General features: G+C 57.4%; 21 protein-coding genes. 11 read left to right on the forward strand and 10 right to left on the reverse strand.

Features of this window, described 5'->3' with window-relative positions:
- Positions 1 to 86: 86 nt before the first annotated feature.
- On the forward strand, positions 87 to 1,910 hold the full coding sequence (locus tag G411_RS0117055; protein WP_022960422.1) for a TonB-dependent receptor plug domain-containing protein: 1,824 nt from the start codon (positions 87 to 89) through the stop codon (positions 1,908 to 1,910).
- Positions 1,910 to 3,223 (forward strand): HmuY family protein, encoded by a 1,314-nt coding sequence (locus tag G411_RS0117060; protein ID WP_022960423.1) that lies wholly within the window; start codon positions 1,910 to 1,912, stop codon positions 3,221 to 3,223. Before G411_RS0117055 ends, G411_RS0117060 begins: the two co-directional genes overlap by 1 nt.
- Before the next feature lie 60 nt (positions 3,224 to 3,283).
- Here G411_RS0117060 and G411_RS0117065 read toward each other — a convergent pair whose 3' ends face one another.
- Positions 3,284 to 4,708, reverse strand: coding sequence for a helix-turn-helix domain-containing protein (locus G411_RS0117065; RefSeq protein WP_022960424.1), 1,425 nt, complete (start codon positions 4,706 to 4,708; stop codon positions 3,284 to 3,286).
- A gap of 258 nt (positions 4,709 to 4,966) precedes the next feature.
- On the opposite strand from G411_RS0117065, the gene G411_RS21005 reads away from it, so the two are divergent.
- Entirely contained in the window at positions 4,967 to 5,434 is a 468-nt protein-coding gene (locus G411_RS21005; RefSeq protein ID WP_022960425.1) for a YiiD C-terminal domain-containing protein, read from the forward strand.
- Between the two features lie 93 nt (positions 5,435 to 5,527).
- On the opposite strand, the gene G411_RS0117075 is transcribed toward G411_RS21005, so the two are convergent.
- Together G411_RS0117075 and metE are read right to left on the reverse strand one after the other, a co-directional pair.
- A complete protein-coding gene (locus G411_RS0117075; RefSeq protein WP_022960426.1) occupies positions 5,528 to 6,508 on the reverse strand; it encodes an AraC family transcriptional regulator ligand-binding domain-containing protein in 981 nt (326 codons plus the stop codon).
- A 146-nt stretch (positions 6,509 to 6,654) separates the two neighbouring features.
- Positions 6,655 to 8,934: a 5-methyltetrahydropteroyltriglutamate--homocysteine S-methyltransferase gene (metE, locus tag G411_RS0117080; RefSeq protein WP_022960427.1), complete on the reverse strand. Its 2,280-nt coding sequence runs from the start codon at positions 8,932 to 8,934 to the stop codon at positions 6,655 to 6,657.
- 107 nt (positions 8,935 to 9,041) lie between these two features.
- On the opposite strand from metE, the gene G411_RS0117085 reads away from it, so the two are divergent.
- Positions 9,042 to 9,932 (forward strand): LysR family transcriptional regulator, encoded by an 891-nt coding sequence (locus tag G411_RS0117085; RefSeq protein WP_022960428.1) that lies wholly within the window; start codon positions 9,042 to 9,044, stop codon positions 9,930 to 9,932.
- A gap of 45 nt (positions 9,933 to 9,977) precedes the next feature.
- Entirely contained in the window at positions 9,978 to 10,502 is a 525-nt protein-coding gene (tadA, locus tag G411_RS0117090; RefSeq protein WP_272992659.1) for a tRNA adenosine(34) deaminase TadA, read from the forward strand.
- Position 10,503: 1 nt separating this feature from the next.
- Here tadA and G411_RS0117095 read toward each other — a convergent pair whose 3' ends face one another.
- Together G411_RS0117095 and G411_RS0117100 are read right to left on the reverse strand one after the other, a co-directional pair.
- Entirely contained in the window at positions 10,504 to 11,157 is a 654-nt protein-coding gene (locus G411_RS0117095) for an adenosylcobinamide amidohydrolase (RefSeq protein WP_022960430.1), read from the reverse strand.
- A gap of 152 nt (positions 11,158 to 11,309) precedes the next feature.
- On the reverse strand, positions 11,310 to 12,458 hold the full coding sequence (locus G411_RS0117100; RefSeq protein WP_022960431.1) for an acyl-CoA dehydrogenase family protein: 1,149 nt from the start codon (positions 12,456 to 12,458) through the stop codon (positions 11,310 to 11,312).
- A gap of 150 nt (positions 12,459 to 12,608) precedes the next feature.
- Between G411_RS0117100 and G411_RS0117105 the strand changes: the two genes are divergently transcribed.
- The 4 genes from G411_RS0117105 (at position 12,609) to G411_RS0117120 (ending at position 16,152) form a co-directional block, all read left to right on the forward strand.
- Positions 12,609 to 13,034: a hotdog fold thioesterase gene (locus G411_RS0117105; RefSeq protein WP_022960432.1), complete on the forward strand. Its 426-nt coding sequence runs from the start codon at positions 12,609 to 12,611 to the stop codon at positions 13,032 to 13,034.
- A gap of 25 nt (positions 13,035 to 13,059) precedes the next feature.
- Entirely contained in the window at positions 13,060 to 13,740 is a 681-nt protein-coding gene (trmH, locus tag G411_RS0117110) for a tRNA (guanosine(18)-2'-O)-methyltransferase TrmH (RefSeq protein ID WP_022960433.1), read from the forward strand.
- 77 nt (positions 13,741 to 13,817) lie between these two features.
- Positions 13,818 to 14,951 (forward strand): DUF1214 domain-containing protein, encoded by a 1,134-nt coding sequence (locus G411_RS0117115; protein WP_022960434.1) that lies wholly within the window; start codon positions 13,818 to 13,820, stop codon positions 14,949 to 14,951.
- Between the two features lie 28 nt (positions 14,952 to 14,979).
- Positions 14,980 to 16,152 carry a sulfotransferase family protein gene (locus G411_RS0117120; RefSeq protein WP_022960435.1) on the forward strand — a complete coding sequence of 391 codons (1,173 nt, stop codon included), beginning with the start codon at positions 14,980 to 14,982 and terminating at the stop codon, positions 16,150 to 16,152.
- Here G411_RS0117120 and G411_RS21010 read toward each other — a convergent pair.
- Positions 16,112 to 17,032 (reverse strand): LysR family transcriptional regulator, encoded by a 921-nt coding sequence (locus G411_RS21010; RefSeq protein WP_022960436.1) that lies wholly within the window; start codon positions 17,030 to 17,032, stop codon positions 16,112 to 16,114. The genes G411_RS0117120 and G411_RS21010 overlap by 41 nt on opposite strands.
- Positions 17,033 to 17,194: 162 nt before the next feature.
- Here G411_RS21010 and cysC point away from each other — a divergent pair, with 162 nt between their 5' ends.
- Together cysC and sat are read left to right on the forward strand one after the other, a co-directional pair.
- Positions 17,195 to 17,806: an adenylyl-sulfate kinase gene (cysC, locus tag G411_RS0117130; protein ID WP_028968561.1), complete on the forward strand. Its 612-nt coding sequence runs from the start codon at positions 17,195 to 17,197 to the stop codon at positions 17,804 to 17,806.
- 35 nt (positions 17,807 to 17,841) lie between these two features.
- The gene (sat, locus tag G411_RS0117135) at positions 17,842 to 19,029 is read left to right on the forward strand and encodes a sulfate adenylyltransferase (RefSeq protein ID WP_022960438.1); all 1,188 of its coding nucleotides are present in this window, start codon (positions 17,842 to 17,844) and stop codon (positions 19,027 to 19,029) included.
- 80 nt (positions 19,030 to 19,109) lie between these two features.
- Here sat and G411_RS21015 read toward each other — a convergent pair whose 3' ends face one another.
- The 4 genes from G411_RS21015 to G411_RS0117155 form a co-directional block, all read right to left on the reverse strand.
- The gene (locus G411_RS21015) at positions 19,110 to 20,234 is read right to left on the reverse strand and encodes a hypothetical protein (protein ID WP_022960439.1); all 1,125 of its coding nucleotides are present in this window, start codon (positions 20,232 to 20,234) and stop codon (positions 19,110 to 19,112) included.
- Complete coding sequence (locus G411_RS21020; RefSeq protein WP_245542397.1) at positions 20,231 to 22,246, reverse strand: BCCT family transporter; 2,016 nt, start codon at positions 22,244 to 22,246, stop codon at positions 20,231 to 20,233. The genes G411_RS21015 and G411_RS21020 overlap by 4 nt, the downstream gene beginning before the upstream one ends.
- 206 nt (positions 22,247 to 22,452) lie before the next feature.
- Positions 22,453 to 23,748: an OmpA family protein gene (locus G411_RS21680; protein WP_022960441.1), complete on the reverse strand. Its 1,296-nt coding sequence runs from the start codon at positions 23,746 to 23,748 to the stop codon at positions 22,453 to 22,455.
- 68 nt (positions 23,749 to 23,816) lie between these two features.
- A complete protein-coding gene (locus G411_RS0117155; protein ID WP_157581393.1) occupies positions 23,817 to 26,498 on the reverse strand; it encodes a hypothetical protein in 2,682 nt (893 codons plus the stop codon).
- Between the last annotated feature and the right edge of the window lie 345 nt (positions 26,499 to 26,843).

Genomic DNA, 26,843 nt, shown 5'->3' on the forward strand with positions numbered 1-26,843 from the left:
ATTGCTTAGCAAGCTCGACCGGCGCTCTGGGCGACAGCGCGTCCTCCTCAGCGGACACGCGGCCAAGGCTGCTGGAAACCGTTGTCGTGACGGGGACGCGCACCCCGTACTCGTTGGCCGATGCGCCGGTAGAGGTTCAACTGATCGGCCCGGAGGATATCGAGGCTTCCGGCGCGAGGGATGTCGCGGAGTTGCTGGAGCGCGAAGGAGGTGTGTATGCCAGTCGCGAATCCGGGCGCGGGACCTCCATTCAGATTCAGGGTTTGTCTTCCGAGCATGTGCTGGTACTGGTTAACGGGCGGCGGATGATCGGTCGCATTAATGGTGCGATTGATCTCAGCCGTTTTCATATTGCCGATATCGAGCGCGTGGAGATTGTAAAAGGACCGTCCTCGGCGCTGTATGGCGGCGATGCGCTGGGTGGGGTGGTGAACATCATTACCCGCCGAGGTGCGGATGGCGAGCCGGGCGGCGTCGTCACCCTGAGAGGTGATAGTGAGGGCAACGGCGATGCCTTTGCGCGTGCCGACCTCGTCGCCGATTCGGTCTCGGCCTCGGTCTCGGCGGGCCACAGCCGTCTGGCGGGGTTCGATCTGGATGACTCGACCTTCGCTGAAGATGGTGTAAGCGGAGAGTCCAGCTTTGGCAGCCTCAGTGGACGCTGGCAGGCCAGTGAGGGTTTTGATCTGGGCTTTGATGCGTCCTATTCGCTGGACGATACCGAGCGGCGTGATGGTGGCACTGGCGGTAAGCAATACGCCACCTACAAGCAAATTGAAGAAGTGAGGGTGGGGGTTCAGCCGCGTATTCACTTTGACGACAGCAGTCTGACACTGGATATGTATTACAACCGCTACGCTGACCAGTTCCTGCAGGACCAGTTGGGCAGTACAGAAAATACGATTGACGAAGAAACCATCAACGAACTGCTGTTTGGCGGCGGGCAGTGGGATGTCTCTCCCGGCTGGCTGAATACCCTGCCGGGCCAGCACACGCTGTCACTGGGGGCCGAGTTTCAGTTGGAGCGCCTGGACGCTGACCGGCTGGGGCAATCCGCCGAGCGGGATCGGCAGTCATTGTATGTACAGGACGATATTCTGCTCGGCAATGAGCGACTTCATCTGATTCCCGGTGTGCGCTTTGATCGCGACTCCCAGTTTGGTCAGCAGGTTTCGCCCAAGCTGTCACTGCGCTATGACATCAGTGACAGCCTGTTTACCCGGCTCGGTTTCGGGCGGGGTTATCGGCCCCCCAGTTTCCGCGAGCTGTTGCTGCGCTTTGATAACCCGGCCGTGGGTTACCGGGTAGAGGGCGAGCTGGATCTCGAACCCGAGAAAAGCACCGGCTTTAACGCTGGTCTCACCTGGCTGGCAGGTGAACAACATAGCGTGTCGATTTCGGCCTTCCACAATGATGTGGACGAGCTGATTGAAATTATTCAGGTCGAGAGCACGCCCACCATTCTGTTCAGTTACCGCAATGTGGCGCATGCCACGGTCTCCGGTGTCGATGTGCAATGGACCTGGCAGGGGCAGACATGGCCGCTGCGGCTGGAGCTGGGTTATGGCCACCTGTGGAGTGAGGACGAAGCTACCGGCGACGAGTTGTCGGGGCGTCCCGAACAGCGCGTCAATCTTGCCGTGTCGCTGGACAAACCACGCTACTCATTGGGATTGCGTGGCACCTGGACCGGTGAGCGCGTATTTGCGGTTGAGCTGGACAGTGGCGGCGCACCCACCAGTGCCGGCGACGCAGAGGCCTATGCGCTGGTCGATGCGCGAGCCAGTTGGAAAGGCTTTGCATCGCTGCTGTTATCGCTGGGGGTGGACAATATGACCGACGCTGGTGACCCCCAGTACCTGCCCATCCAACCCCGTAGTTATTACCTGGAAGTCAGTTGGAGTTTGTAATGAGAAGCTTGCATTGGAGCCATGTCGTGGCCTTGAGCCTGTTACTGGCATTGAGCGCCTGCTCGGAGGATATTTCTTCTAAAAGTGATGATACCGAGCTGGACGACGGCGGCGGCGACAGTACCCCACCGCCTGCCACTGAGCCCGGCCCCGGCGGCCAACAGCTCAGCTTCAGTATGACCGATAGCGCTACGTTCATCGCCAGTGTGGATGCCAGCGAGGACGCCTGGATATATGTCGATATTATCAATCAGCAGCAGGTGAACCCGGCCAATCCCGAAGTGAGCGATGCCTGGCATCTGGCGCACCGGGGCACGGAAATCAAGTTGAATGGCGGCGATTCTGGTGCACCCAGTACCGGTGTCAGCAATGCCATATACGGCCAGAAGGTGGAGAAGGGCGAGGCCTTTCCTTTCGAGACTGTCGTCGGCGCGCCGCCGGAAAATTCCGTGACGTATCGCACTGATGTGGTGGGTGACCACGATGGGCTGGCAATCACGCCAGACCAGTTGATCTATGCAATGACCACCTATCCTGAGGCCGACCAGAACTATGTCGCGCTGATTGGTGGCGACAAGGGCTGGTATCACGAATCGGCCTTTGCGGTGAACATTACGCCCCGCGAAAACGTCGGCTATGTGCTGCGCACTCACGAGTGCCGCTACTTCAAGTTTCGCATGCTCGATTACAGCAATGACGACGGCGACAAGGGCTATCCTCAATACGAGTTTCTGGAGATTCCCGGCAGCAGTTGTTCGGAAGATCCGCTGGGCGAACAGCGAGCGACCTTCTCCACTGAAAATAATGTGACGGCGGCGGAAGTGGATGCCTCCGGCGAAGAAGAGTGGGTGTATGTGGATCTGCAGAGTATCAGTCAGGTCTTCCCCTCTGCGCCCGCCAGTGAGCCGGATAGCTGGGACGTCGCCTTCCAGCGCTCCGATATTAAGATCAACAGCGGTGCCTCGGGAACCGGCGCGGTCGGTATTCACGATATCTTGCAAGGGGACTGGGAGGCGATTACCACGGTTCCCGACGATGCGGACTACCACAGCGATGACAGCGATGCGCTGGCCTTTGTGACGTACCCTGAAGGTGATGGCTCATGTCAGGGCGTGGATACCGACTACGGCTGGTATCACTATTCTTACTTCTGCAACGAGGGGGATGGTATCCACCATATTTCCCCCCGCGATGTGGTGTATATCGTTAAGGATGGCGATCAATTCTGGAAGTTGCGCATGCTGGATTACTACAGCGACGCCGGTGACTCGGGACACCTCTCTCTCGAATTCGCGCCGATTGCCGCTGACTGATCGCGCCCAATCAGGTCGGGCAGCGGACATGCGGCCACGACTGCGGTTTATAGTCTTTGGTCAGACGGTGTCATCCGCTCGGTAGGGCACCGCCGCCTGTAACTGGTCGTTGATATCCAGTGGCCGACCGGCCTGCGGAAACGCCCGCTGCGTGCAATCGTTCCGAGGGCAGACGCGACAGCCGGGGCCGATCGGCGTGACCAGTGCTTTGCTGTTCAAGTCCAGGCCATCGGCGTAAACCAGCCGGTGTGCATGCTGTAATTCGCAGCCCAGCCCAATGGCAAAGCGTCGCACTCGGGCATGATAGCTGCCGCCGCCCTGAGTCACTTCCCGCGCAATGCAGAAAAACTGCTGGCCATCGGGCATCTGTGCAATCTGCGTTAACACCCGGCGGTCGGTGCCGAAGGCTTCGTGGACATTCCACAGGGGGCAGGCGCCGCCGGTTCGGGCAAAGTGAAAACTGGTTGCGCTTTGTCGCTTGGAAATATTGCCCGCCTGATCCACCCGCACAAAATAGAAGGGAATGCCTTTTTGTCCGCTGCGCTGCAAGGTGCTCAAGCGGTGGCAGACCTGCTCGGTAGAAACGCGAAAGTGCTGACATAGCGCGTCGATATCGTAGCGCTGTTGTTCGGCCACCTGCATGAATGCGCCGTAGGGCATCAGCAGAGCGCCAGCAAAGTAGTTAGCCAGGCCAATGCGCGCCAGACGTTGTGTCTGCTCACTGCTGAAGTCGGCGTCGGCACACAGTAGGCTGATCTGCTTGTCCTGATCGAGCAACGCAATCTGGCTGGCCATCTGGAAGCACTGCTGAAAACGCTGGAGCTGGCTGCTGAGAAAAAGCTGGCGAGTGTTTGAGTCGTAGTGCCGCAGCGCGCCGTTGTGGGGAGGCTGATCGATATTGACGGTGACGTCGAAAGCGGTGCGCAAATAGTCCTGCAGTTGCTGATGGAGTGTCAGCCTGTCGAAGTCCTGCTGCCGGTAAAGCTGTTCGGCGGCCTGATCCAACAGGTCGATGTAGTTATTGTGCCGGTAAAAATAATCCCGCACTTCCTCGTGGGGCAACGGCGACAGGTGCGCTGTGTGCTGCTCACCGTAGAAGCGGCTGACCAACTGCTGGTATTCCTCCTGTAAGCGTGAGAAACGCTGATACAGCCGGGTAAAGCTGGTGGCGAGCTCCGGCTGCTGTTGAGTGAAGGCCTCTACCTCCTGCCACTGAATCTGGCTGTCGGCCAGAAACGGGTCTTTCAGCGCCAGATTGATATCGGCGGCCAGTTGCGCATCGCTGTTGTCTGCAAACTGCGCCACGTCGATATTGAAAACATTGCTGAGTTTGATCAGCACGGAGGCGCTGACCGGGCGCTGATTGTTTTCGATCTGGTTCAGGTAGCTGGGCGACAGGCCCAGCTTGCTCGCGCATTGCATTTGGTTGAGCTGGTGCTGCTCGCGCAGGCGTCGGATTCTCGGCCCGACAAACAGTTTCTTCATGGCGCTCTCGCTACAAGGACATCGGCTTGCAAATACTTCGCTTTTTTGCATACTGATTTGCGAAGAATTTCCTATTAAACCCTTTAACAACAATAGCTTATGTGATTTTGCAATGTTTGCAAATACTATGATTGCGAACTTTGCTGCGGCACTTGTCTGCCTAAAGCGGGTTTTGAACCGGGTCGTGTATCGAATTCGACAGGCTGTCAGTGTTGCCCGGCGTTTGCCGGGCTTTTTTCTTTGATTTCGGAGGGGATCATGAACGGTCAACAGCAGCAGCGTTTGCAGGCGTTTTCTCAGCAGGCCATCACGGCTATTCCCTTGCTGCAGTCTATGGATGTTCGCTTCACGGCGTTTAGCGATTACAGCTTGCGCGTCGATATGCCGCTGGCGCCGAACATCAATGACAAAAACACCGGTTTTGGCGGCAGTATCGTCGCGCTGGCAACCACGGCAGGTTGGGCCATGCTGCAGCTGCTGATGCAGGGCTTGTCACGGGATTATCAGGTTCTGATTGTCGAGAGCCATATCCGTTATCTGGCGCCAGTAACCGCGAATTGCTATGCCTTGGCATCTGTTACCGAGTCGGCGATGTGTGCGTTCTACAAAATGCTCAATCAGCGCGGCTCCGGGCGAATGACCATTCAGACGGGGATTGAGCAGGACGGCAGACAACTCGCTGTTTTTACGGGGACTTACAAAGTGACGCAGCGCTTACCCGGATAAGAACTGTCTAGCGGCAATGTTGGCGGACTCGATCCCGCTCCCTCGTTCCTCCGCCATGCCTGTGAGGGGTGGGGGCATTTTTTGGGCTGCGAATCAGGAGGTTTTACCCAGCCGTGCCATCAGTGCATCGCTCGCCTCCGGTGCTATTGCGCGGGCGAGCAGGGCGGTTGGCGCATGAAATACCCGTTCATAGTACTGCGCCCGTTCTGCCTGACGCTCTCTCCTGAACTCATCAAAACTTGACGCGGCATCGCGAAATGTCTGCCGCAGTGCTTCTTTGCTGATTCCCATATAAAACGCCAGTTCAGAAAAATCACAGCTGGCGAACCGCAGGCGTTGATCCAGCAGCAGACGGGCGCGACCGAGCGGTGCCTGTTCGCCTAACAGCTCTGCTTGAAAGGCGCTGATCTGGTTTTCAAGGCTTTTCAGTGCGCCGGGGTCCGCGGTGCTCAGATCGGTATCGAGGTATTCCTCCGCAAAGTGAATGGCGTCACTGGGCTGGGAAAAACGCAGTTCGCAGCGAAAGAATGCCCGGAAGGTATCAGTAAATTTTCCACCGGGGTCCGGAAAACTGAAACTGAGCTGGCTGGCTTGCCAGAAGCCGCCGGTAATCTGTCTCAGCAACAGAAACAATTGCGCGGTGCCCAACAGGTTGCGCTGATGATTGTATTCACTGGCAAAGGGCGATGGCTGCTTGCTGAGGGTGACCAGGCCATTGTCTGTGTGCTGTTGCCAGTAGCCGGTATCCTGATAGTACACCGCGTAGTGCTCGGCCTTGTTCAGTCCGCTGCGCAGATCGAGAGAGTAGGCTATCAGGCGGCCGGGCAAGCCCAGTCGTGGTGCACCCAGATGTTGCGCGACGCGCAGCGCCAGGTCGTGGCAGTGGTAGAGTCGGGCCACTTCTTCGAGCAACTGATTGAACAGGTGGCTGGGAACCAGCTTTTCCGGTGAGGCGAGCAGCGAGGGCGCGAGATCAAGGCTTTTCAGGGCATCCTTGGCATCAATGCCGAGTTCGTTACAGGCTTTGAGGAAAGCATTCAGGACATCTTCTTCATCAGAAAGGAAGGGTCTCATGGCACTCACCTTGTGCTGGCTGTTGATAAGACATTTCTATGGAAACATCTGTTGGACATCTGGGAGCAATTTCTGTGCCCAAATCACGGTGCCATGAGAACTAAGGGGGCCATGAGCATTAACCGCTGTACGACAGTGCGCCTCTGTCAGCCTGCGCGGAGCTGATGGGCGGCGCTGACCATGTTTTGCAAGGCCGCCAGGACTTCCTTCCAGCCGCGGGTTTTGAGGCCGCAGTCGGGGTTGATCCACAGCCTTTCCGCGGGCAGCTTTTCGGCGGCCTTGCGCATCAGGCTGACAATCGCCTCGCTGCTGGGCACATTGGGGGAGTGAATGTCGTACACGCCCGGACCGATGTCATTGGGATAGTTAAAATCGTCAAAGGCATCGAGCAGCTCCAGTTCCGAGCGCGAGGTTTCGATGGTGATGACGTCGGCGTCCATTCGGGCGATGCTGTCGATAATGTCATTGAACTCGGAATAGCACATATGGGTGTGAATCTGGGTGTCATCGCGCACGCCGTTGGCGGCAATCCGAAAGGATTCCACCGCCCAGTCCAGATACTCCTGCCGCTGGGCGCGACGCAGTGGCAGGCCCTCGCGCAGCGCCGCTTCGTCGATTTGAATGATGCGGATGCCGGCGGCTTCCAGATCCAGTACCTCTTGGCGGATGGCCAGTGCAAGCTGATAGCAACTGTCGCGGCGCGGCTGGTCGTCGCGGACAAAGGACCAGTTCAGAATGGTTACCGGGCCGGTCAGCATGCCTTTCATCGGCTTGTCTGTCAGGCTCTGGGCAAAGCAGCTCCACTCCACTGTCATGGCGCTGGGGCGACTGATATCGCCGAACAGAATTGGCGGTTTGACACAGCGGGAGCCATAGGACTGAACCCAGCCATACTGGCTGAAGGCGTAACCGTCCAGCTGTTGGCCAAAATACTCGACCATGTCATTGCGCTCGGCTTCTCCGTGAACCAGCACATCCAGCCCCAGGGCCTCCTGCTCAGCGATGCAATAGGCAATTTCCTGCTGCATATACTGACGGTATTGCTGTTCACTGAGTTCACCGCGTTTGTAGCGCAGCCGGAACTGGCGAATATCGGCGGTCTGTGGGAAGGAGCCGATGGTAGTGGTGGGGAAGCGCGGCAGTTGCAACAGGCGTCGCTGCTGCTCGGCGCGATCTGCAAAGGGACTTTGGCGATTGCCCAGTCCACGGTGAATGCCGTTCACGGCAGCCTGTACCTCGGATTTGTGCACCCGGCTGGAGTGGCGTCGACGGGCGAGTGCTTCGGTGTTTGACTGCAGAGCGTGGCTGATACTGCTTCGCCCTCGGTTCAATGCGGCGCCGACGGTTTGCAGTTCAGCGAGCTTCTCTACGGCAAACGCCAGCCAGGATTTCAGCTCTCCGTCGAGCTGAGTTTCCTCTTCCAGCGAGTAAGGCACATGCAGCAGCGAGCAGGAGGGGGCCAGCCACAGGCGGTCGCCGAGCTGTTGCGACAGAGGTTCCAGCCAGTCGAGCAGGGGCAGCAGGTCGGTTTTCCAGATATTTCGCCCGTTGATCACGCCCAGTGAAAGAATGCGCTCGGGGGGCAGGGCGGTCGCCAGGGCGACGGCCTCTCTGCGGCCTTCTTCGGGCTGGCTGACGCAGTCGATGTGCAGGCCGTCGACGGGCAGCTCTGCCGCCAGCGTGAAATTCTCCAGCAGCGGCCCGAAATAGCTGCACAGCAATTTTTTGGGGCCGTGCTTTTCAAGTGCCCGATAGCTGTCGACGAATGCTTGTTGCCAGTCCTCATCCAGATCGCAGGCCAGAGCGGGTTCATCTATTTGCAGCCACTCCAGCGACGTGGCGGCAAGGCGGTCGAGCAGTTGCTGGTAAACCGGCAGCAGGCGGGGAAGCAGGTCCAGCGCATCGCTGCCGTCCTTGGTTTTGCTCAGGTACAAATAGGTGATGGGGCCAATAATCACCGCTTTGGGTCTGGCGCCCTGCAACTTGGCTTCCCCCAATTCGCCGAGCAGCCGAGCGGGGTACAGCGCGAACTGGCTGTTGGCGTCCAGCTCCGGCACGAGATAGTGGTAGTTGGTATCGAACCACTTGGTCATTTCTGCTGCGTGCTTGCACTGACAGTCGCTGTCGTCGGGCGCACGGCCCCGTGCTGCGCGGAAGTAGCTGTCCAGATCCTTGCCGCCCAGTGCACGCGGGGGGAGATTGCCGAGGGTGACGCTCATATCCAGCATCTGGTCGTATAGCGAGAAGTCGCCGACCGGCTGCCAGTCCAGCGCGGACTGCAACTGCCAGTGTCGCTCACGCAGTTTGGCGGCGGTGGCGAGCAGGTCGTCGCTGCCGGTCTGTCCCTGCCAGTAAGATTCCAGTGCAAATTTTAATTCCCGCGAAGCGCCAATTCGGGGGAAGCCCAGGTTGTGAAGAATGGCCATGGCCGCACTCCTGCTTGTTTCAGTAAAGGTTTTGGATGCGGGCTATGGTAGTGAGAGCCTTATATGAATAATAATGGTGTTTTTGCATCTATCTATGAGGTTTGTTCATGATTGAGCGCAGTCATCTGGCCATTATTCGTGAGGTGGATCGGCAGGGCAGCCTCACGGCGGCGGCCGATACGCTCTGTTTGACCCAGTCGGCACTCAGTCATGCGATGCGCAAGCTGGAACAGCTCCTCGATACGCCGCTGTGGCGCAGGGAGGGGCGGCGTTTGCAATTGACCCCCGCCGGTCAGCAGATGCTGACGCTGGCCAATCGCTTGCTGCCACAGTTTGAACATGCCGAGGCGCAGATCGCGCAAATGGCGAAAGGGCTGCGCGGCGAGCTGCGCATTGGTATGGAGTGCCACCCCTGTTATCAATGGCTGCTAACGGTGGTGTCGCCGTTTCTGGAGGCCTGGCCCGACGTGGATGTTGATGTCAAACAGGCCTTTCAGTTCGGTGGCATAGCGGCCCTGTTCAACCACGATATCGATCTGCTGGTGACCCCCGATCCGCTTTATAAGCCGGGATTGCGGTTTACGCCGGTATTTGATTATGAGCAGGTGCTGGTGTTGCCCGCCGAGCATCGTCTGGCCGACTCACCCTGGCTTTCGGCGAAGCAGGTCGACAGTGAGGTGCTGTTCAGCTATCCGGTCGATATCGAGCGCCTGGACGTGTTCAGTGAGTTTTTCCTGCCCGCCGCCTGTAGCCCACGCAAGCATAAGACCGTTGAAACCACCGATATCATGCTGCAGATGGTCGCTGCCGGGCGAGGCATTGCTGCGCTGCCCGACTGGCTGGTGGCAGAGTACGCCCGGCGCTTACCCATTCGCGCTGTGCGGATGGGCAAACACGGTGTGAAAAAGCAGATTTTTCTTGGGATGCGCGAAGCCGATGCTGAGCAGTCCTATCTCGCGGCATTCGTCGAGATGGCCGCGGAGAGTGAGAGCGCATAGTCAGCATACAGAGGCATCGCGTAAACTGACTCCCAGCCATAGAGAGTGAGTGACTGTTCTCGGGAAGTGATTGTGGAAAACGATGAATACTGGATGCAGCGCGCCATTGCGCTGGCCGAGCAGGCAGATACCTTCAACGAGGTGCCGGTGGGGGCGGTTATCGTGCGCGATGGCGCACTGTTGGGCGAGGGCTTTAATCAGCCGATTTCGTCCTGCGACCCCAGCGCGCACGCTGAAATACTGGCCTTGCGTCAGGCTGCGCTGGCCGCCGACAATTACCGGCTACCCGGTGCAACGCTGTACGTAACGATCGAGCCCTGCGCCATGTGCGCCGGGGCGATTATCCACAGCCGGATTGAGCGCGTGGTCTTTGCTGCGACTGAACCCAAGGCGGGCGCGGTATGCAGCCACTTACAATTATTTGATCAGGCGCAGATGAATCATCGGGTGCAGTGGCAGGGTGGGATACTGGCCGACGAGGCCACCACAGTCATGCAGGCCTTTTTCAATCGTCGTCGCGCTGAGAAGAAGCAGCTTAGGGCCGCGAAAAAAGACGCTGAGTCGGGCTGAGTCAGTCCTCGCGAATACTGCTGCACAGCGCATCCATATATAGCTGCGCGATAATTTCCCCTAGCTTTGTGTGTTTCCCGCACCAGCGCTCCGCACGGCCGTGGCCGCCGATAATGACCGAGGCATCGGTGCCCGTGCCCGTCGCCGGTTTTCCCGACAGTGGGCTGCGGATGCCCATCTCCTGAAGTGCGGCGGCCTTGGCTTCTGCCAGCAGTGCCAGCAGCTCGGCCTGACTGGCCGTGCTCCATTGCAGGTCGCTGATCAATACGCTGTTAATGGTGCCGAGCGGGGTCGGGCTATCGCCCAGCCAGTCGGCCGGGTCACCGGCGCGGCGGGCGTTTCCCAATCCGCAGGTGAGAAATATCGCAATGGCGTGATCGGCGTATTCTGTCTGGCGGTAGCGGAAAGAAGCCATCAAGGCGCTGGTCATCAGGCCGATGGTGGGCCCCGGCAGGTCGAGGCGATTCGCGGCCTGATGCAGGCTTTGTTCCGGCGTGAGCAGAGGGGAGACGGGATCGCCACTGACGCGCAGATTTAGTACCGAGCGTGCCTTGCAGAGGCCACCGTTGAAGACGGCTGAACTCAGGCAGGGGCGAGGCTGTGACCATTGCAGACTGAAACAGTCGCTGCTGTGTTGCCAATGCCAGTCTGTCACGCCTTGCCTCCGGGTTGCAGTCGACTATTGTACGCGATGTGGGAGTGAATGCGCTGAGACAATTTATGGGGGGTGATGAAATATGGCCATCAACGCACGGCCATAAAAAAAGGGCCGCCGAGGCGACCCTTTACAGACGGCGGTGGCTTGGCTTATTTCACCAGGTCACGGCCGATGATCAGTTTCATGATCTCGTTGGTCCCTGCGTAAATACGCTGTACGCGAGCATCGGCAAAGGCGCGCGCGACAGGATATTCCCACATGAAGCCATATCCACCGTGTAATTGCAGGCACTCATCAATGACTTTGCACTGCAGGTCGGTCGACATCAGTTTGCACTTGGCCGCCGCCACGGAATCAAACTTCTCTTCGACATGCAGCTGCAGGCAGCGATCCATATAGGCTTCGGCAACGGTCAGGTCGGTATCCATTTCCGCCAGTTTGAACTGGGTGTTCTGGAAGGTGGCAACGGACTTGCCGAAGGCCTTGCGCTCTTTCACATAGTCAATGGTCTGGTCGAGAATCGAGCGGGCATTGGCAATGGCATTGATCGCCACGCTCAAACGCTCCTGGGGCAGGTCCTGCATCAGGTACACAAAGCCCATGCCTTCTTCGCCCAGCAGTTGTTCTTTGGAAATGCGCACGTCCTGGAAGAACAGCTCAGAGGTGTCCTGCGCCTTCATGCCGACTTTTTCCAGGTTGCGGCCCTTGGTAAAGCCGGGGGTGCCGGTTTCTACCAAAAACAGGCTGGTGCCCTTGGCGCCCGCCGCGGGGTCGGTTTTGGCGACCACAATCACCAGGTCCGACAGCTGACCGTTGGTGATGAAGGTTTTGGATCCATTCAGAATGTAGTCGTCGCCATCTTTCACGGCGGTGGTTTTGATGCCCTGCAAGTCGGAGCCTGCGCCGGGTTCAGTCATGGCGATAGCGGTGATGATTTCACCGGTCACACACTTGGGCAGGTACTTCTCTTTCTGGGCCTCATTGCCGTAGCGCACGATGTAGGGAACCGCGATATCAGAGTGCAGACCCCAGCCGATGCCGGTCAGGCCGCTGCGGCCGATCTCTTCATCGACGATAGCGTTGTAGCGGAAGTCGGCGCCGACGCCGCCGTACTCTTCACCGACGGTCGGCGAGAGAAAGCCCTGTTCGCCGGCTTTGATCCAGAGCTGGCGGTCGACATGGCCGTCTTTCTCCCACTGCGCGTGGTAGGGGGCTGCTTCGGTTTCCAGAAACTTGCGCACTGACGTGCGAAACATCTCGTGTTCTTCTTCGTAGACAAAGCGTGGCATGCCGCTCATTGCTGCTTCTCCTCTGTGTTAGAGTGCTGTGTTATTTTCACCTATGTTAACAGGGAAAACTTTTAAATCCAGCGCACAGCTATCTCCTGTGAATTAGCGGTTTAATCGTGTCCCGGCCATCTATATAAGTTTGCTGTTGAGGAATAGATCATGAGCTTATGGAAGCAAGCGCGCAGCGTGGATGAAATGAATGCATTAATGCGCAATACGCTGGCGGAAACGCTGGATATTCGGGTCGAAGCCATTGATGACGAGTCAGTGACGGCCAGCATGCCGGTCGACGCGCGCACGCACCAGCCAATGGGCATCCTGCATGGCGGTGCATCAGTGGCCCTGGCTGAAACGGTCGGCAGCATGTCGGCGGCGATGGCGGCAGAGGTAGGAACCGTCTGCGTGGGTCTGGATATCAACGCCAATCATCTGCGAAAGGTGACGAGTGGCCGGGTGACCGGCGTCGCCAAGCCGATCCATATAGGTCGAACCACGCAGGTGTGGGAGATCCGCATTCGCGATGAGGCTGACCGTGACGTCTGTATTTCGCGTTTGACGATGGCGGTCATCCCCGGTTCGCTATAATCGCCGGCTTTTATTGAGCACTATCATGACTCCTGAGCGTTACCTGCGGCTGCGTGCGGTATTGGACCGCCGTCAGCCAGACCTGACCCTGATTACCGACAATGTCCATAAGGGACGCAATCTGTCTGCGATTGTGCGTACTGCCGATGCCGCGGGTATCGCCGAAATGCACGCGGTCATTGATGACAAGGATTACAAGGCATTTCGCGGGACTGCGATGGGCAGCCACAGTTGGGTAGAGGTCAAACGGCATCGCGATATTGGCGGGCTGATTACCGGCTTGCAGGCGCAAGGTGTGCAAGTGCTGGCCGCGCACCTGGACGAGTCATCGGTAGACTACCGCGAACCGGACTATACACGTCCGACCGCGGTGCTGCTCGGCGCGGAAAAGCGCGGCGTCAGCGCCGAAGCCTGTGCCCTGGCTGACGCGCATATCACTATCCCCATGATGGGTATGGTGCAGTCCTACAATGTGTCGGTTGCGGCGGGCATTATTCTTTCCGAAGCCCAGTACCAGCGCCAGCGTGCGGGGATGTACGCCCAGCCGCGGCTGGATGCAGAAACCTACCAGCGCCTGTTGTTTGAATGGGCACACCCTGAGGTTCGAGACTTCTGCCGCCAGCGGAATCTGGACTATCCGCCCCTGCGTGACGACGGAGAAATTGATGATCCCGCCGCCTGGTATCGGCGAATTCGCGAGGGCTGATGACGCGTTCACCCCTCTGGGTGATGCCGCCTGCTTGCGGCTGGGCCATAGTGTTAAACAATAAAAAGGAGAGCACTATGCCTGAATCAATGTCCCCCAATCCTGCTGCCGATGAGGCGCTGTCTGCTGTGATGAGCGGCGAGCTGTGGTCTGAATTCTGTGATCAGCTCAAAGCCGCCGGTCAGCAGATTTTGCGAGAAGAAGCCCCCGGTGACCCGCTACATCGCGCAGAAGGTTGGCGTTATCTCACCCGACTGACACGCATTGCCTTGGACATGTTTGTGGAATGCGCTGACGGCGATTTCCCGAGCTTTTATCGTCCTTCTCACGAGACCGCCAAGATCGGGGCTGATAACCCGGACAATTATTACCAGAGAGCCGAGATCAACGGTGCCTACGATTACCGCATCACCGGTACGCGCGGCTCGGTCGCCTACCTCGGCTTTATCGCCATTGCCGGGGGGTATGAAGAAGAGGATGGCAATATGCGCTCGGTGGGTGCTCTGGATACCCACAGCGGCCTGGAAGTCGATGCCAACGGCAATATCGAAATTATCCTGTCTCGACAGCCTCACGAGGGGAACTGGCTGCCGATCACCGAAAATACGGTGGCGGTGCTGGTGCGCCAGACCTATCTCGATCGCAAAACCGAGCGAGCGGCGGAATTGAAAATTGAGCGCCTGCACCGCAACGGCGCCAAACCCGCGCCGCTGGACCCGGTTACCTTCGCTCGCCAGCTGCGCAGCACCGCGGCCTTCGTAAAAGGCACTGCCACCTTGTTTGCAGATTGGGCCGAGGGTTTTAAACAACACCCCAACACCCTGCCTGCGGCAGACCAGGAGTACTGCCAGAAGCTGGGCGGCGATCCGAATATTTATTACTACCATGGCTATTTCAATCTGGCTGATGACGAGGCCCTGGTGATCGAAGCGGATGAGATTCCCGATTGCGACAACTGGAATTTCCAGCTCAATAACTACTGGATGGAGTCGCTGGAATACCGCTACGTCGATATTCATGTGAACAAGCACACCGCTAAATACCGCCCCGATGGGGGTGTACGCATCGTCGTGTCGGCGCGTGATCCCGGCTGTGATAACTGGCTGGATACCACTGGACACCGCGAGGGCACCATGGCCTTCCGCTGGATTGGCGCCGACCGCATCGTCGACCCGCGTTGTCGCGTGGTCAAGCTTAGCGAACTTTCATAACAACAACTCAGTAGTAAGGATTTTGAACATGACAGAACAGGCCATTCCCGAGGTCGAGCTGAGTGTAGACGCGCTGCTGGCCGCCGCCAGTGAGGCCACCGGGCTGAGTGATTTTGGCGACGACAGCTTTCGCGAGCCCATGGCCGTGCTGGTCAAGGCGCTGAACGAAGAAGCGAACCTGAATGCGGCAGGTCGCTACGGGCAATACGAACGTATTCTCAATATTTTGATCAACCGTCTGCGGGTAGAGGCGTGGATAGCCAAACACCCGGAAATTCTCGACGAGAAGGTGTTGGCGCCGGTGGTCATTATTGGCCTGCAGCGCACCGGTTCTACCTATACCCACCGCATTCTAGCCAGCGACCAGCGCTTTTTCGCGCCGCTGTGGTACGAGGTGCGTAATCCGGCACCCGCGTTGGATTGGGACTTCAAGAGCAAGGATGCGCGCATTACCTCCGCGGAGGCCGAAGTGGCGGCGATGCTGGAAGCGAACCCGGAGTTGGCCGCGATTCACCCGATGGACCCGGTGGCGGCAGATGAAGACATCATGCTGCTGGAGCACAGCTTCTACAGCACCATTCCCGATGCCTTTTGTAATGTGCCCAGCTATGGCCAGTGGAACGACAGCCACGACAACACGCCGGGCTACGAGTATCTGAAGCGTTTGCTGCAATGTTTGCAGTGGCAGAAAAAACGCAGTGGTCAGCAGGCGCAGCGCTGGCTGCTGAAAACCCCGCACCATCTTCACCATGTGGCGACGCTGTTAAAGGTGTTTCCCGACGCGAAAATCGTACAGACCCATCGCGATCCGCTGCAAACTATTCCATCCGCGGCCAGTATGAACTACAACCTGTGGATTATGTGCAGCGATGAGGTTGACCCGAAAGTCGTCGGCGCTCAGTGGGCTGAAAAATACGCGCGGGGAACACGCCACACCATGGCGACCCGGCGGGCGCATCCCGAAGCATTTCTGGATGTGTGGTACAAGGACACCATCGACGATCCGCTGAAAACTGTCGAAAGGGTGTATGACTTTATCGGTATGCCGCTGACCGATGCCGCCCGCGATGCCATGGAGCGTTATCGCGAAGATAACAAGCGCGATGCACGGCCCTCCCACGACTACACGCTGGAGCAATTTGGCTTCAGCGAAGACCAGCTCAAGGCGATGTTTGCGGAGTATCGCGAGGCGTATCTGTAAGGGCCTGGCGGCGGCAGAGGTCGATCCAGTCTCTGACCGCCGCCTTGTCGTGACGCTTGCGCGGCAGGGCGAAATAGAATCGCCGCCGCATATCCCGTCGACTCAGTTTCAGCGGCACCAAGGTGCCGTTCTGAAAGTCCTTCTGTAATACCACCTGTGACAGACAACCGATGCCCAGCCCGGATTCCACGGCGCTTTTGATCGCTTCGTTGTGGCGGAATTCCCGGTAGATATTAATTTCCGGCAGCAGGCCTGCCAACGCTCGGTCGAAGGTGTGACGAGCACCGGAGTCGGGTTCGCGCAGCACCCAGCGTGCGCTCTTGATATCGCGATCGCTGAGGGATTGCTTCTCGGCCAGCGGGTGGCTCGCACTGCAGAACACAATCAGCTCGTCTTCCATCCAGGGAATCAGCTCCAGGTCGCGGTGCTGGACTTCACGCTCAATCATGCCGACATCCACTTCGTAGTTAAGCACCTTGCTGACCACCTCCGGGGTGTTGGCAGTGGTCAACTGCACATCGGCTTCCGGGTAAAGACTCAAGTAATCGGCCAGATAACGCACCACAAGGTGGTTGCCGATGGTAAAGCTGGCGCCCACCTTGAGATGGCCCAGTTCGCCGTGGCTGCGCAGGCGCTGGTCAAACTCCTGGCAGTGCGCATAGAGCACCTCGGCGTCGCGACGCAGGCTGCGGCCCACGGCATTGAGGGACAGCTTGTTGCCCTGACGCTCGAACAGCGACACGCCGTAATTGTTCTCAAGAGCCTGAAGGGCTGCACTGGCGGCCGACTGGGACAGCTTGAGATCGGCGGCGGCACGGGACACGTTTTCGTGGCGTGCCACGGCTAAAAAAATGCTCAACTGGCGAAGGGTGTAGTTCATGATGTTTGCCGTCGCATTGCTGGAAATTAAGTATCGATGAAATCGATACTGAGTATAGCAACAAGTCGTTTTACTTGTAGTAGTCGGAGGCCTATGATGCCGCACTATCTCAGTGGCAGATCACTGCCCTTTGCATACAGCCATTCCTATTCGGAGATCAGCATGACAGAAGTGAAAGCGACGAATGTTCACTGGCACGACGGCGAAGTCAGCCGTGAAGATCGCAACGCCCTGCTTAAGCAGAAGGGTGTAACCCTGTGGTTTACCGGCCTGTCTGGCAGCGGTAAAAGCACCGTAGCCGTGGCGCTGGAGAAAGCGCTGATGGAGCAGGGCCACCTTTGCTACCGTCTGGATGGCGACAATATCCGCATGGGTATTAACAAAAACCTGGGTTTCAGCGCTGAAGACCGCGCCGAAAACATCCGCCGTATCGGCGAAGTAGCCAAGCTGTTCGTCGATACCGGCGTAATCGTATTGAGCAGCTTCGTTAGCCCCTACCGCGCTGACCGCGACGCTGTGCGCGCTCTGCACGATGAAAGCGGCATGGATTTCGTGGAAGTTTACGTGAACGTGCCGCTGGAAGTGGCCGAAGAGCGCGACCCGAAAGGTCTGTACAAAAAAGCGCGTGCGGGTGAAATCAAAAACTTCACCGGCATCGACGATCCCTATGAAGCTCCAGAGAAGCCCGAGCTGGTGCTGAACAGCCATGAGCTGAGCCTGGAAGAAGAAGTGAACGTACTGCTGGCCATGCTCAAAGAGCGCGGCGTTATCTGAACCCGAATCGACCGATGTATTAAGGGAGTTACTTTATGATTAAGCCTCATGGCGCCGACGAACTGAAGCCATTGTTCGTCTATGACACCGAGCAACACCATGCCCTGAACAAAGAAGCTGAAAGTCTGCCGTCTATCGTCGTCAGCTCTGCCGCCGCGGCCAACGCGGTGATGTTGGGTGGCGGTTACTTCACCCCGCTGACCGGCTATATGAATCTGGCTGATTCACTGAGTGTGGCTGAAAATCTGCACACCGCTGATGGCCTGTTCTGGCCTGTGCCCATTATCAACCTGATGCCCAGCGCTGAAGGCGTTGAAGCGGGCAGCCGTATCGCCCTGCGCGACCCTAACGTTGAGGGCAACCCCGTTCTCGCCATCATGGATGTGGAGGCGGTTGAGAGCGTGAGCGACGAGCAGATCGACTTCATGGCCGAAAACATCTTCGGCACCCTGGACATGGACCACCCCGGTGTGAAGACCTTCAAAAGTCAGGGCAATGTACTGCTGTCCGGTCCGATTCAGGTGCTGAACTTCTCCTACTTCCAAGACGACTTCCCCGACACCTTCCGCACCGCTGTTGAAATTCGCAACGAAATGGCTGAGCGCGGCTGGGAAAAAGTCGTGGCTTTCCAAACCCGTAACCCCATGCACCGTGCGCACGAAGAGCTGTGCCGTATGGCGATGGAAGACCTGGGCACCGATGGTATTCTGATTCACATGCTGCTGGGCAAGCTGAAGGCTGGCGATATTCCTGCTCATGTGCGCGACGCGGCGATCCGTAAGATGGTGGAAGTGTACTTCCCCAAAAACACCGTAATGATCACTGGCTACGGTTTCGACATGCTGTATGCCGGTCCTCGCGAAGCAGTACTGCACGCGGTATTCCGTCAGAACTGTGGCTGTACTCACCTGATTGTGGGTCGCGATCACGCCGGTGTGGGCGACTACTACGGCGGTTTTGACGCGCAGACCATCTTCGATGAGAAAGTGCCCGCCGGTGCCCTGGAAATCGATATCTATCGTGCAGACCACACGGCGTACTCCAAGAAGCTGAACAAGGTGGTGATGATGCGCGATGCGCCAGATCACGAGAAAGAAGACTTTGTTCTGCTGTCAGGCACCAAGGTTCGTGAAATGCTGGGCAACGGTATTGCGCCGCCGCCTGAGTTCTCTCGTCCTGAAGTGGCTCAGATTCTGATGGATTACTATCAGATTGAAGGCTGATTTGCGGCGCTGAGCGCAAGCAAATAAAAAGCCCTGCCGCGCGAGCGACAGGGCTTTTTTTATGGGCGGTGCGTGTAAGATTAGAAGTAAAAGCCAAAGTTGATATTGAAGCGGGTATTCGCATTGCCGGCGTTTTCGCCCATGCTGCCGCCGATAAACGGCTGGTTTTCACCGTGTATCAGGTCGACATAGGTAAACAGGCTGCCTTTGCTGATCGACGCCCCGAGGACATGCATCTGGGTGTCGTCGAGTTGCCCCGATTTATTGCTGATCAGGCTGTTGTCCAAATAGAACGTCATCGTATCCAGCCCGGCCAGGGGCTTATCCCAGCGGTAGGCGATGTTGGCACTGTGAATATCCGCCTCGGCGGCAATACTGTCGAAGAAGGAATAGGCGCCCACTACCATACGCTCCGCGCCGTCGTCGCTGTTGTACTCGTAATGCCCGGTGGTAAGTTGCAGGTTCCAGTTGCCCAGATTGGCGTCCATATGGAGTGCATACGCGCCGTAATCGCCAGCGGACTGTTCCTGGTCATTGTGCAATTGTCCGTGCAACAGGGATACGCCCAACTGAACCTTGCGGTTTTCATCTTGCAGAACATTGCCCGCTAACCGCCAGGCCAAGGTATTACTCTCTGCCAGCGCACTCCCCGGTGCATCAAAGGTGCCTTCTCCGGCTTGTCGGCTGCCGACGACATCGTAGGAGTAGCGGTCGCTACGATTGTCGACATAGCCGTCAATACCACCCTGTTCATCGTTCTTGAAAAGGGCGATCTGGCTTTCGATACGCTCGCCCTGATAGAGAAACTTCAGGCCGAAGTCGTAGTCATCTTCCAGTCCGACATAGTAATTGCTGCTGAAAAAGAAGCTGTGGGAGTTATAGCTGAGGTTGCCGAAGGGCACCTGGGTGATCCCCAGTTGTGCCTGCCATTCGGGATTGATCTGGTAGCCCAGCCAGGCGTGGTGCACCACTTCCATATACTGGTAGTAGCGCAGCTCCGCCGACAGCAGAATATTGTCCACAGTGCCATCAAAGTTCAGGCGGACCGTATCCAGGTCGAGGTCGCCGACCCGCTCGCGATTGCCGTTGTCGTAATCCTCGAAGGTATACTGAAATCGCACGGCGCCACCGACCGTAATGTCGGTGGCTGCCGAAGCCGTCAATGGCAGCAGTGTAGCGGCCAGGCAGACGAGAGGCTTTTTCATGCGTTGGCCTCCTCAGTCAGTGAGTCGCTGGGGGCGATGGTTGCTCGCGTCATGTCCAGATACAGCAGATGTTTGTTGTATTGGGACAGGATGTCACTGATGATCTGCTCGCGCGGATAATCCATGATGTCGTAATGCTGGGCGCCATCGCTAAGGTGTACGTCCAGGCGGTAGACATGATGCTGCCGGGCGGCGTCCATGTGCAGGTCAGACACGACAAAGCTGGGCGCAATATGGCTGCTCAGAAAGACGCCGTAGCGGAAGTTCTCCTCGTCGCCATGGAAGACTTTGAGCACAATATTGTCGTCACCGCGCTGCACTTCACAGTGCAGATCGTGCTTGGCAAACTCCTTGCGCACCGCCGTAAAGGCATCCAGCACTTCCGAATTCAAAAACGCGGTGGCACGCTCCCGGCCAGGGAAGGTCACCATGCGCTTCAGACGAACCTGCCAGGGAACCTCGCTGGCCGTAATGCTGTGGTCGTCCTGGCTGCGTGCTTCCAGTCGCAGGCTTTCGCGTCTCAAGCCTTTGTGCAGGCCGTAGCAGATCACCAGCATGATGAAGGTGAAGGGCAGGGCACTGGCGATGGCAGCGCTTTGCAGGGCCGCCAGACCACCGGCAAGCAGCAAGGCGATGGCAACAACACCTTCGGTGACCGCCCAGAATACACGCTGCCATGTGGGTGGCTCGTGGTTGCCGCCGGAAGTGATAATGTCGATGACCAGCGAGCCTGAATCGGAGGAAGTCACAAAAAAAGTGATGACCAACAGGGTCGCCAGCATCGATGCAATATTCCCCATGGGCAGGTAATCAAACACTTTAAAAATAGCGGTGGAGACATCGCTGTTTACTGCCGCGGCAATCGCGCCATCGGCAATACCAAAGTCTAAGGCTATCGCGGTATTGCCGAACAGCGTCATCCACACGAAGGTGAAGCCCACTGGCACAAAGAGAACGCCCATCACAAATTCACGAATGGTGCGGCCCCTCGAGACGCGGGCGATGAACATGCCGACGAAAGGCGACCAGGCAATCCACCAGCCCCAGTAGAAGAGCGTCCACGCGCCCATCCATTCGGTGGGTTCGTAGGCGTAAAGATTGAAGGTTTTTTCCATCAGGCCATCGAGGTAGTGGCCGGTGTTTTGAACGACCGCCTGCAGCAGGTGCTGAGTGGGGCCGCTGACGAGCATGTAGACCATCAAGGCGCCGGCCAGTATCAGATTGAGAATACTGAGTCGACGGATACCGGCATCAAGGCCCGCAACGACCGAGGTCGTGGCAAAGGCGGTAATGATGGCGATCAATATAATTTGAACGGTCGTCGATACCTGAATATCAAACAGGTAGCTCAATCCCGCGTTCACCTGCATCACCCCGAGGCCCAGTGATGTGGCTACGCCAAACATGGTGCCCAGTACCGCGAAGATGTCTACCGCATGACCGATCCAGCCGTGCATACGCTCGCCAATGATGGGATAGAGGGCTGAGCGGAGGGTGAGTGGCAGCCCGTGGCGAAAACCGAAATAGGCCAGTGACAGGCCCACCACGGCATAGATAGACCAGGCGTGCAGACCCCAGTGGAAGAAAGTGGTGGCCATGGCCTCCCTTGCGGCTTCCACGCTATGACCTTCTCCTTGGGGAGGGCTGCTCATATGAATCACGGGTTCGGCGACGCCATAGAAGATCAAGCCGATACCCATGCCAGCGGAGAACAGCATGGCGAACCATGAGCTGTAGCTGAAGTCGGGCTGTGAATGCTCGGGGCCCAGGCGAATGCTGCCGTACTGGCTGAGTGCCAGATAAAGCGAGAACAGCAGGAAGACCGCGACAGCCAGTAGATAAAACCAGCCGAAGCTGTCGACGATCCAGCTTTGAGTTTGGCTGAAGACGCTGCCCGCCAAGTCCGGGCTACTGACCGCGAAGAGAACGACGGCGAAAATGAGAATGACAGAGCCGAAAAAAACCGGCGGATTGATGTGTTTCAAACTGAAACCGGGGGAAGAGTTAGGCATGTTGCGCATGCTCCGATTAACGGTGTGTGACCTCGCAAGGATGAGTGGAATAGTGTTAGTTAAGTCGCCAGAACTGCTGAATACAAGTAAAGCGCTAAAAAAGGCGGGAATTTGTAGAGTCGTTCAGGGGAGATAGCAATGTTACGCGATGAATCAATAAAAAAAGGGGCGGAAATCCGCCCCTTGTCGATATTGCCTGTGTTGGCTTAGCTTTCCGAGCTGATTACCTGCAGCTCTACGCGGCGGTTACGCTCGCGTCCTTCTTCCGTGCCGTTGTCGGCAACCGGCTTACTTTCACCATAACCCACAGCACGCAGGCGGCTGCTATCGATGCCCTGACTGATCAGGAAATCAACCACGGCTTGAGCACGCTCTTGTGACAGGCGTTTGTTGTAAGCATCGCTGCCCATCGAATCGGTGTGACCGGCGATGATGATGCGTACATCAGGCTCGTTGGTCAGTGACTTGGCGACATTACTCATGACCGTTTTCGAATCCAGCATCAAGCGCGCTTTGTCGAATTCGAAGTGAACACCGCTCAGCTCAACGGTTTGCGAAATGACGCAGCCACGTGAATTAACCTTCATGCCGGGCAGGGTGCCAGGACACTGGTCAATCTTGTTGGGCACGCCGTCGTTATCGGTATCCAGCGGACAGCCACGGGTGTCAACGGGGACGCCGTATGGTGTGCCTGGGCACTGGTCGATATCGTTGGGTACACCGTCGCGGTCGTCGTCGATGGAACAGCCGTTTACGTTAACCTTCGCGCCAGCGGGAGTGTTCGGGCACTGGTCGCGGAAGTTGGGTACGCCGTCGCCGTCACTGTCCAGCGGACAGCCGCTGGAATCAACGGGTGTGCCGCGAGGGGTGTTCGGACATTTGTCGATCCGATCCGGCACACCGTCGCCATCGCTGTCGTAGTTATACGGCAGGGGCTTGTCACCGAACGGTACCGATACACCGAGCATGAAGGCATAGGTGTAGAAGTAATCGTCAACCAGCACGTCTTTTTCGTGGATCTTATCGATCTGGTAGCGGGCTTCAGCGCGAAGCGAGGCATGATCCAGTTCGTAAGTCAGACCGAGAATGGCGTCGTTACCGTAGTTGGACTCGATGTCGCCAACAAACTCGATTTCGTGATAAGTCAGACCCAGACCGAAGTAGGGCTGCAATGCGCTGGCATCCAGATAAAAGGCGCCGAAAGGGAAGAACAGAATATCCAGACCGACAGCTGCACGCTCGTACACATCATCTTTGCTGGTCTTCAACTCGCCGTAGTTGATGTGGCTGTCCAGCATAATGTAAGGGCTGATGGGCTTACCGAAACCGATTTTGCCCTGTGCACCGTTGTCGAGGTCGTCGTCATCGGCAACCTGCGCGCCGATCATGCCGTGCACACGCCAGCGATCGTCGAATACCTTTTCCTCATCGCTGCTCTGGGCAACCGCAGTGAGCGCCAGGCCCATCGCGGCAACACCTAGCGCAAAATTACGCAGTTTCATTGGGAGTCTCCTAGTAGCTATCCAATGGCAAAACGCGGCCCGAAGGCCGCGCTGGTATTGTTGTTGTATTACAGGCCGCCTTCAAAAATGGCTGCGCAGTTATCAAAGTTGATATCAGCAATATCCTCAAAGGCGCCAGCGTCAAAGGTAAGGATGCCTGTGAGAAGGTTGCCTAAGAAGTCAAGCGTTTGGGACAGGACGCATGAGTCGAGGAAGTCGACTAGCAAGCCCAGTCCCGGTACTTGTTCTATGCCATTGATCAAGCCATCAGTGATGGTTGCCAAGCCAAAGCCGAGGTCTGGTGCATCTGCGCTCAGGCCAGTGAAGTCACCGTAGAGCAGGCCGTCGAGGATTTCCTCCACGGGCAGTGCGCCACCGTCGTCATTGGCAACCAGGCTGGCCAGCAGCGGGTCTGCAACCAGGCTTACGCCGTAGATGACAGGCAGAAGAATGCCCGGGCCGTCGCCGTCAACGAATGACAGTGAGCCGCCGAGCGTCAGTACGGGCTCCAGTGTTTCGCAGAGTTCGTTAGACGAGGCAAGCAGTGTGTCGTCCGCGGCAGGCAGAACCAGAACGGTGGTGCCGTCAACCGTACGGATGTCCTCAGGGATTTGCTTGCTTTCGTCTTTCAGCGCAAAGCCTGTTACGCACACCGTGTTAAGGCGCAGTAAGCCATCGGACTTCAGGCGACCTTTCTTGTTCGGGTCGAAGCTGGCCGCCGGTGAGTTAACAATAACGCCACCGGTTTCCTCGCCGAGGTCGGGGATTTCACCGAGGTTGGAAATGCTCTGACACATGGCAGGATCTGCCCAGCTGCCACTCCAGTAGCCCGATTCCGCGCTGAACTGGATTTCAGTCTCAGGGGTGACGTAGACGAGGCCGGAGTCCGGTCCATTGGGGTCGTCCAGGTTGGGGTCTGCAGAGCCCGGGATGTTGGAGAATACAGCGTAAATCTCGAACTGCTGGCCGTTCTCTACAAAGTTTTCGTCATTGCTGACTGACGATACGAGGTCCGAGCGGCCCACACAGGCGAACTGGTCGATTTCCACTTCATCCGGGTTGGACTTGTTCGGCACCATAAACAGACGCAGCGCCTGCAGTTCGCCGGGGTCGCGCGCTTCAATGTTGCGGCTGCCGCTGATGTCCTCATCGCTGCCGATGTAAGTCACAGTCAGTGTGAACGGGAAGGGCTCTTGCGCCAACTGAACACCGGTTTTGGGTTCGAGAGTGATAACAGGTGTTGCTTCTGCGCTGGGTTCTGCAACATCAGGTGCGGAAGAGGTCCAGCGAATCAGGCCGTTGGGGCAGGTCTCGAACTCTTGCTCAGTACCAGACAGGTCGCTGAACTGACACAGAGCGCGGTACTCAATGCCATCCAGGAAGCTGTTGACGTAGATGGTATCCGGGCTCTGTTGGGGATCGTCCGCGTTGAGGCCGTCAGTGCGCTCAATCTTGATAGCGTCTACGCGCGCATCGACCAGATTCAGTGTCAGGCTGTCTTGCAGCTCGGGAACGCCTTCGCCGAAGTTACCGGTAACAACCGCATTGGGGTTGGCAACAACTTCAACAAGTTGTGCGTAGGCGAGGCGGTCGATAGTGGCCGCTGTACCCTGATCAGGGTCAACAGCCGGATCGCTGGAGAAGATATCGGGCTCGTCGACACTCCACGTCGGTGCAGTAGCATTTTCGCGTTCTTCGCTACACAAGTATTCGGTGAGTGTTTGCGTGGTATCAGTGGTCGAGTTGAAGGTTTTGCGGGCTACGAACTGAAGATTTTGCGCGGCGGGTACAAAGATACTGTCAGTATCCAGTCCGCGGCAATCCGCAATGTAGTCCTCATTGAATGCTCCACCTGCACTACAGGCATCGCCAGCGGGGTTGATCACCGCGCAGATATCAACGCTGGAGAAGGTTGCCGGGCGAAGTGTGACTTTTAGCTGACGCTCGCCGTTTGGCTCGGCGCCCACGCAAGCGTCGTTGCTGTCGCCGTCAACAGCGAACAGGATGACTTCCTTGGCTTCATTGTTGCCATCGGGAGTGAAGGGGTTGGTATACGTGACATCCACAACACCATCGCCGGGGCTGACGGGCTGGCCGGCTTCCACGGTGGCAAACTCGCTGCTTGAACAGATCACCACGGTATGCGTGCGGTTCTCCGGCACCGAGGTGTTGGTGAAGTATTGCAGGAGGCGGTAACCATTGGTCTCGCTGTCACCGGGAATCGTCGGGTCAAGCAGGATGAGGTCTTTGCCCACCAATTGCTCGGCGCCACTCGGGGTTGGCGGAACAATGGTGAAGTCGCCCACTCGAGAGGTCCCTTGGAAGGTGCCGGTGATTGACGCGCTGACCACGGCCGCGTCGATCTCCATTTGCTGGGTGCTCTCGATATCGATAACAGTACCAATACCATTGCGGGTGACCGTCCGGAAAGACAGGTCGCCATCTTCATCTGAAGACAGTGCCGCAAGAGGGGTGTTGGTGAGCGTCCAGTTAACGCGGGAGGTAATGTTTTGGGCCGGGCCGACATTTTTGTTAATGCCGTCAGACTGCAGAGCCATCATTCTTACGGAAATACGGTTGTTACCCGTTCCCGGTAGAGTGGTAATGCCGTCGACGAATTCCAATTGCATGGTCGACGGGTCGATGCTTAGGCCGGGACGGTCAGGGCTTCGGGCATCTCCGCCACCACCACAGGCCGCAAGTAAGCTGGATGTGATCAAGAGCCACACCGCGAGTCTGAGACTTTTCATTTATCCCCCTCCAGGAGAGTCGAGCAGGTGTTACAGGGCGTTATTAAATACGTTCGTCTAGAAACTTAAGTAGTTTCACGGATGTAGCAGGTAAAAACAACTATTGCCGCATCTAAGCTTAGATGTTAGAGCAGGGGTGGCGGGCATTTCTGTGATCTATGCACGGGCTCAGGGTAAAAAACTGTGCATTTTTACGCAGAATTTCCAAGTGGGTGACATTTTCACCTTTCGACATGCCCGAGCTGTAAAGCCAAAGCCGCACAAACAAATGCGCAGCGGTTTTTGACCGCGAATGACATTGTCATTGCCCGCCGCCAGACGCAAGCTCCTGAACATGAACAATAA

Source organism: Spongiibacter tropicus DSM 19543 (genome assembly GCF_000420325.1).
GTDB classification, from domain to species: domain Bacteria; phylum Pseudomonadota; class Gammaproteobacteria; order Pseudomonadales; family Spongiibacteraceae; genus Spongiibacter; species Spongiibacter tropicus.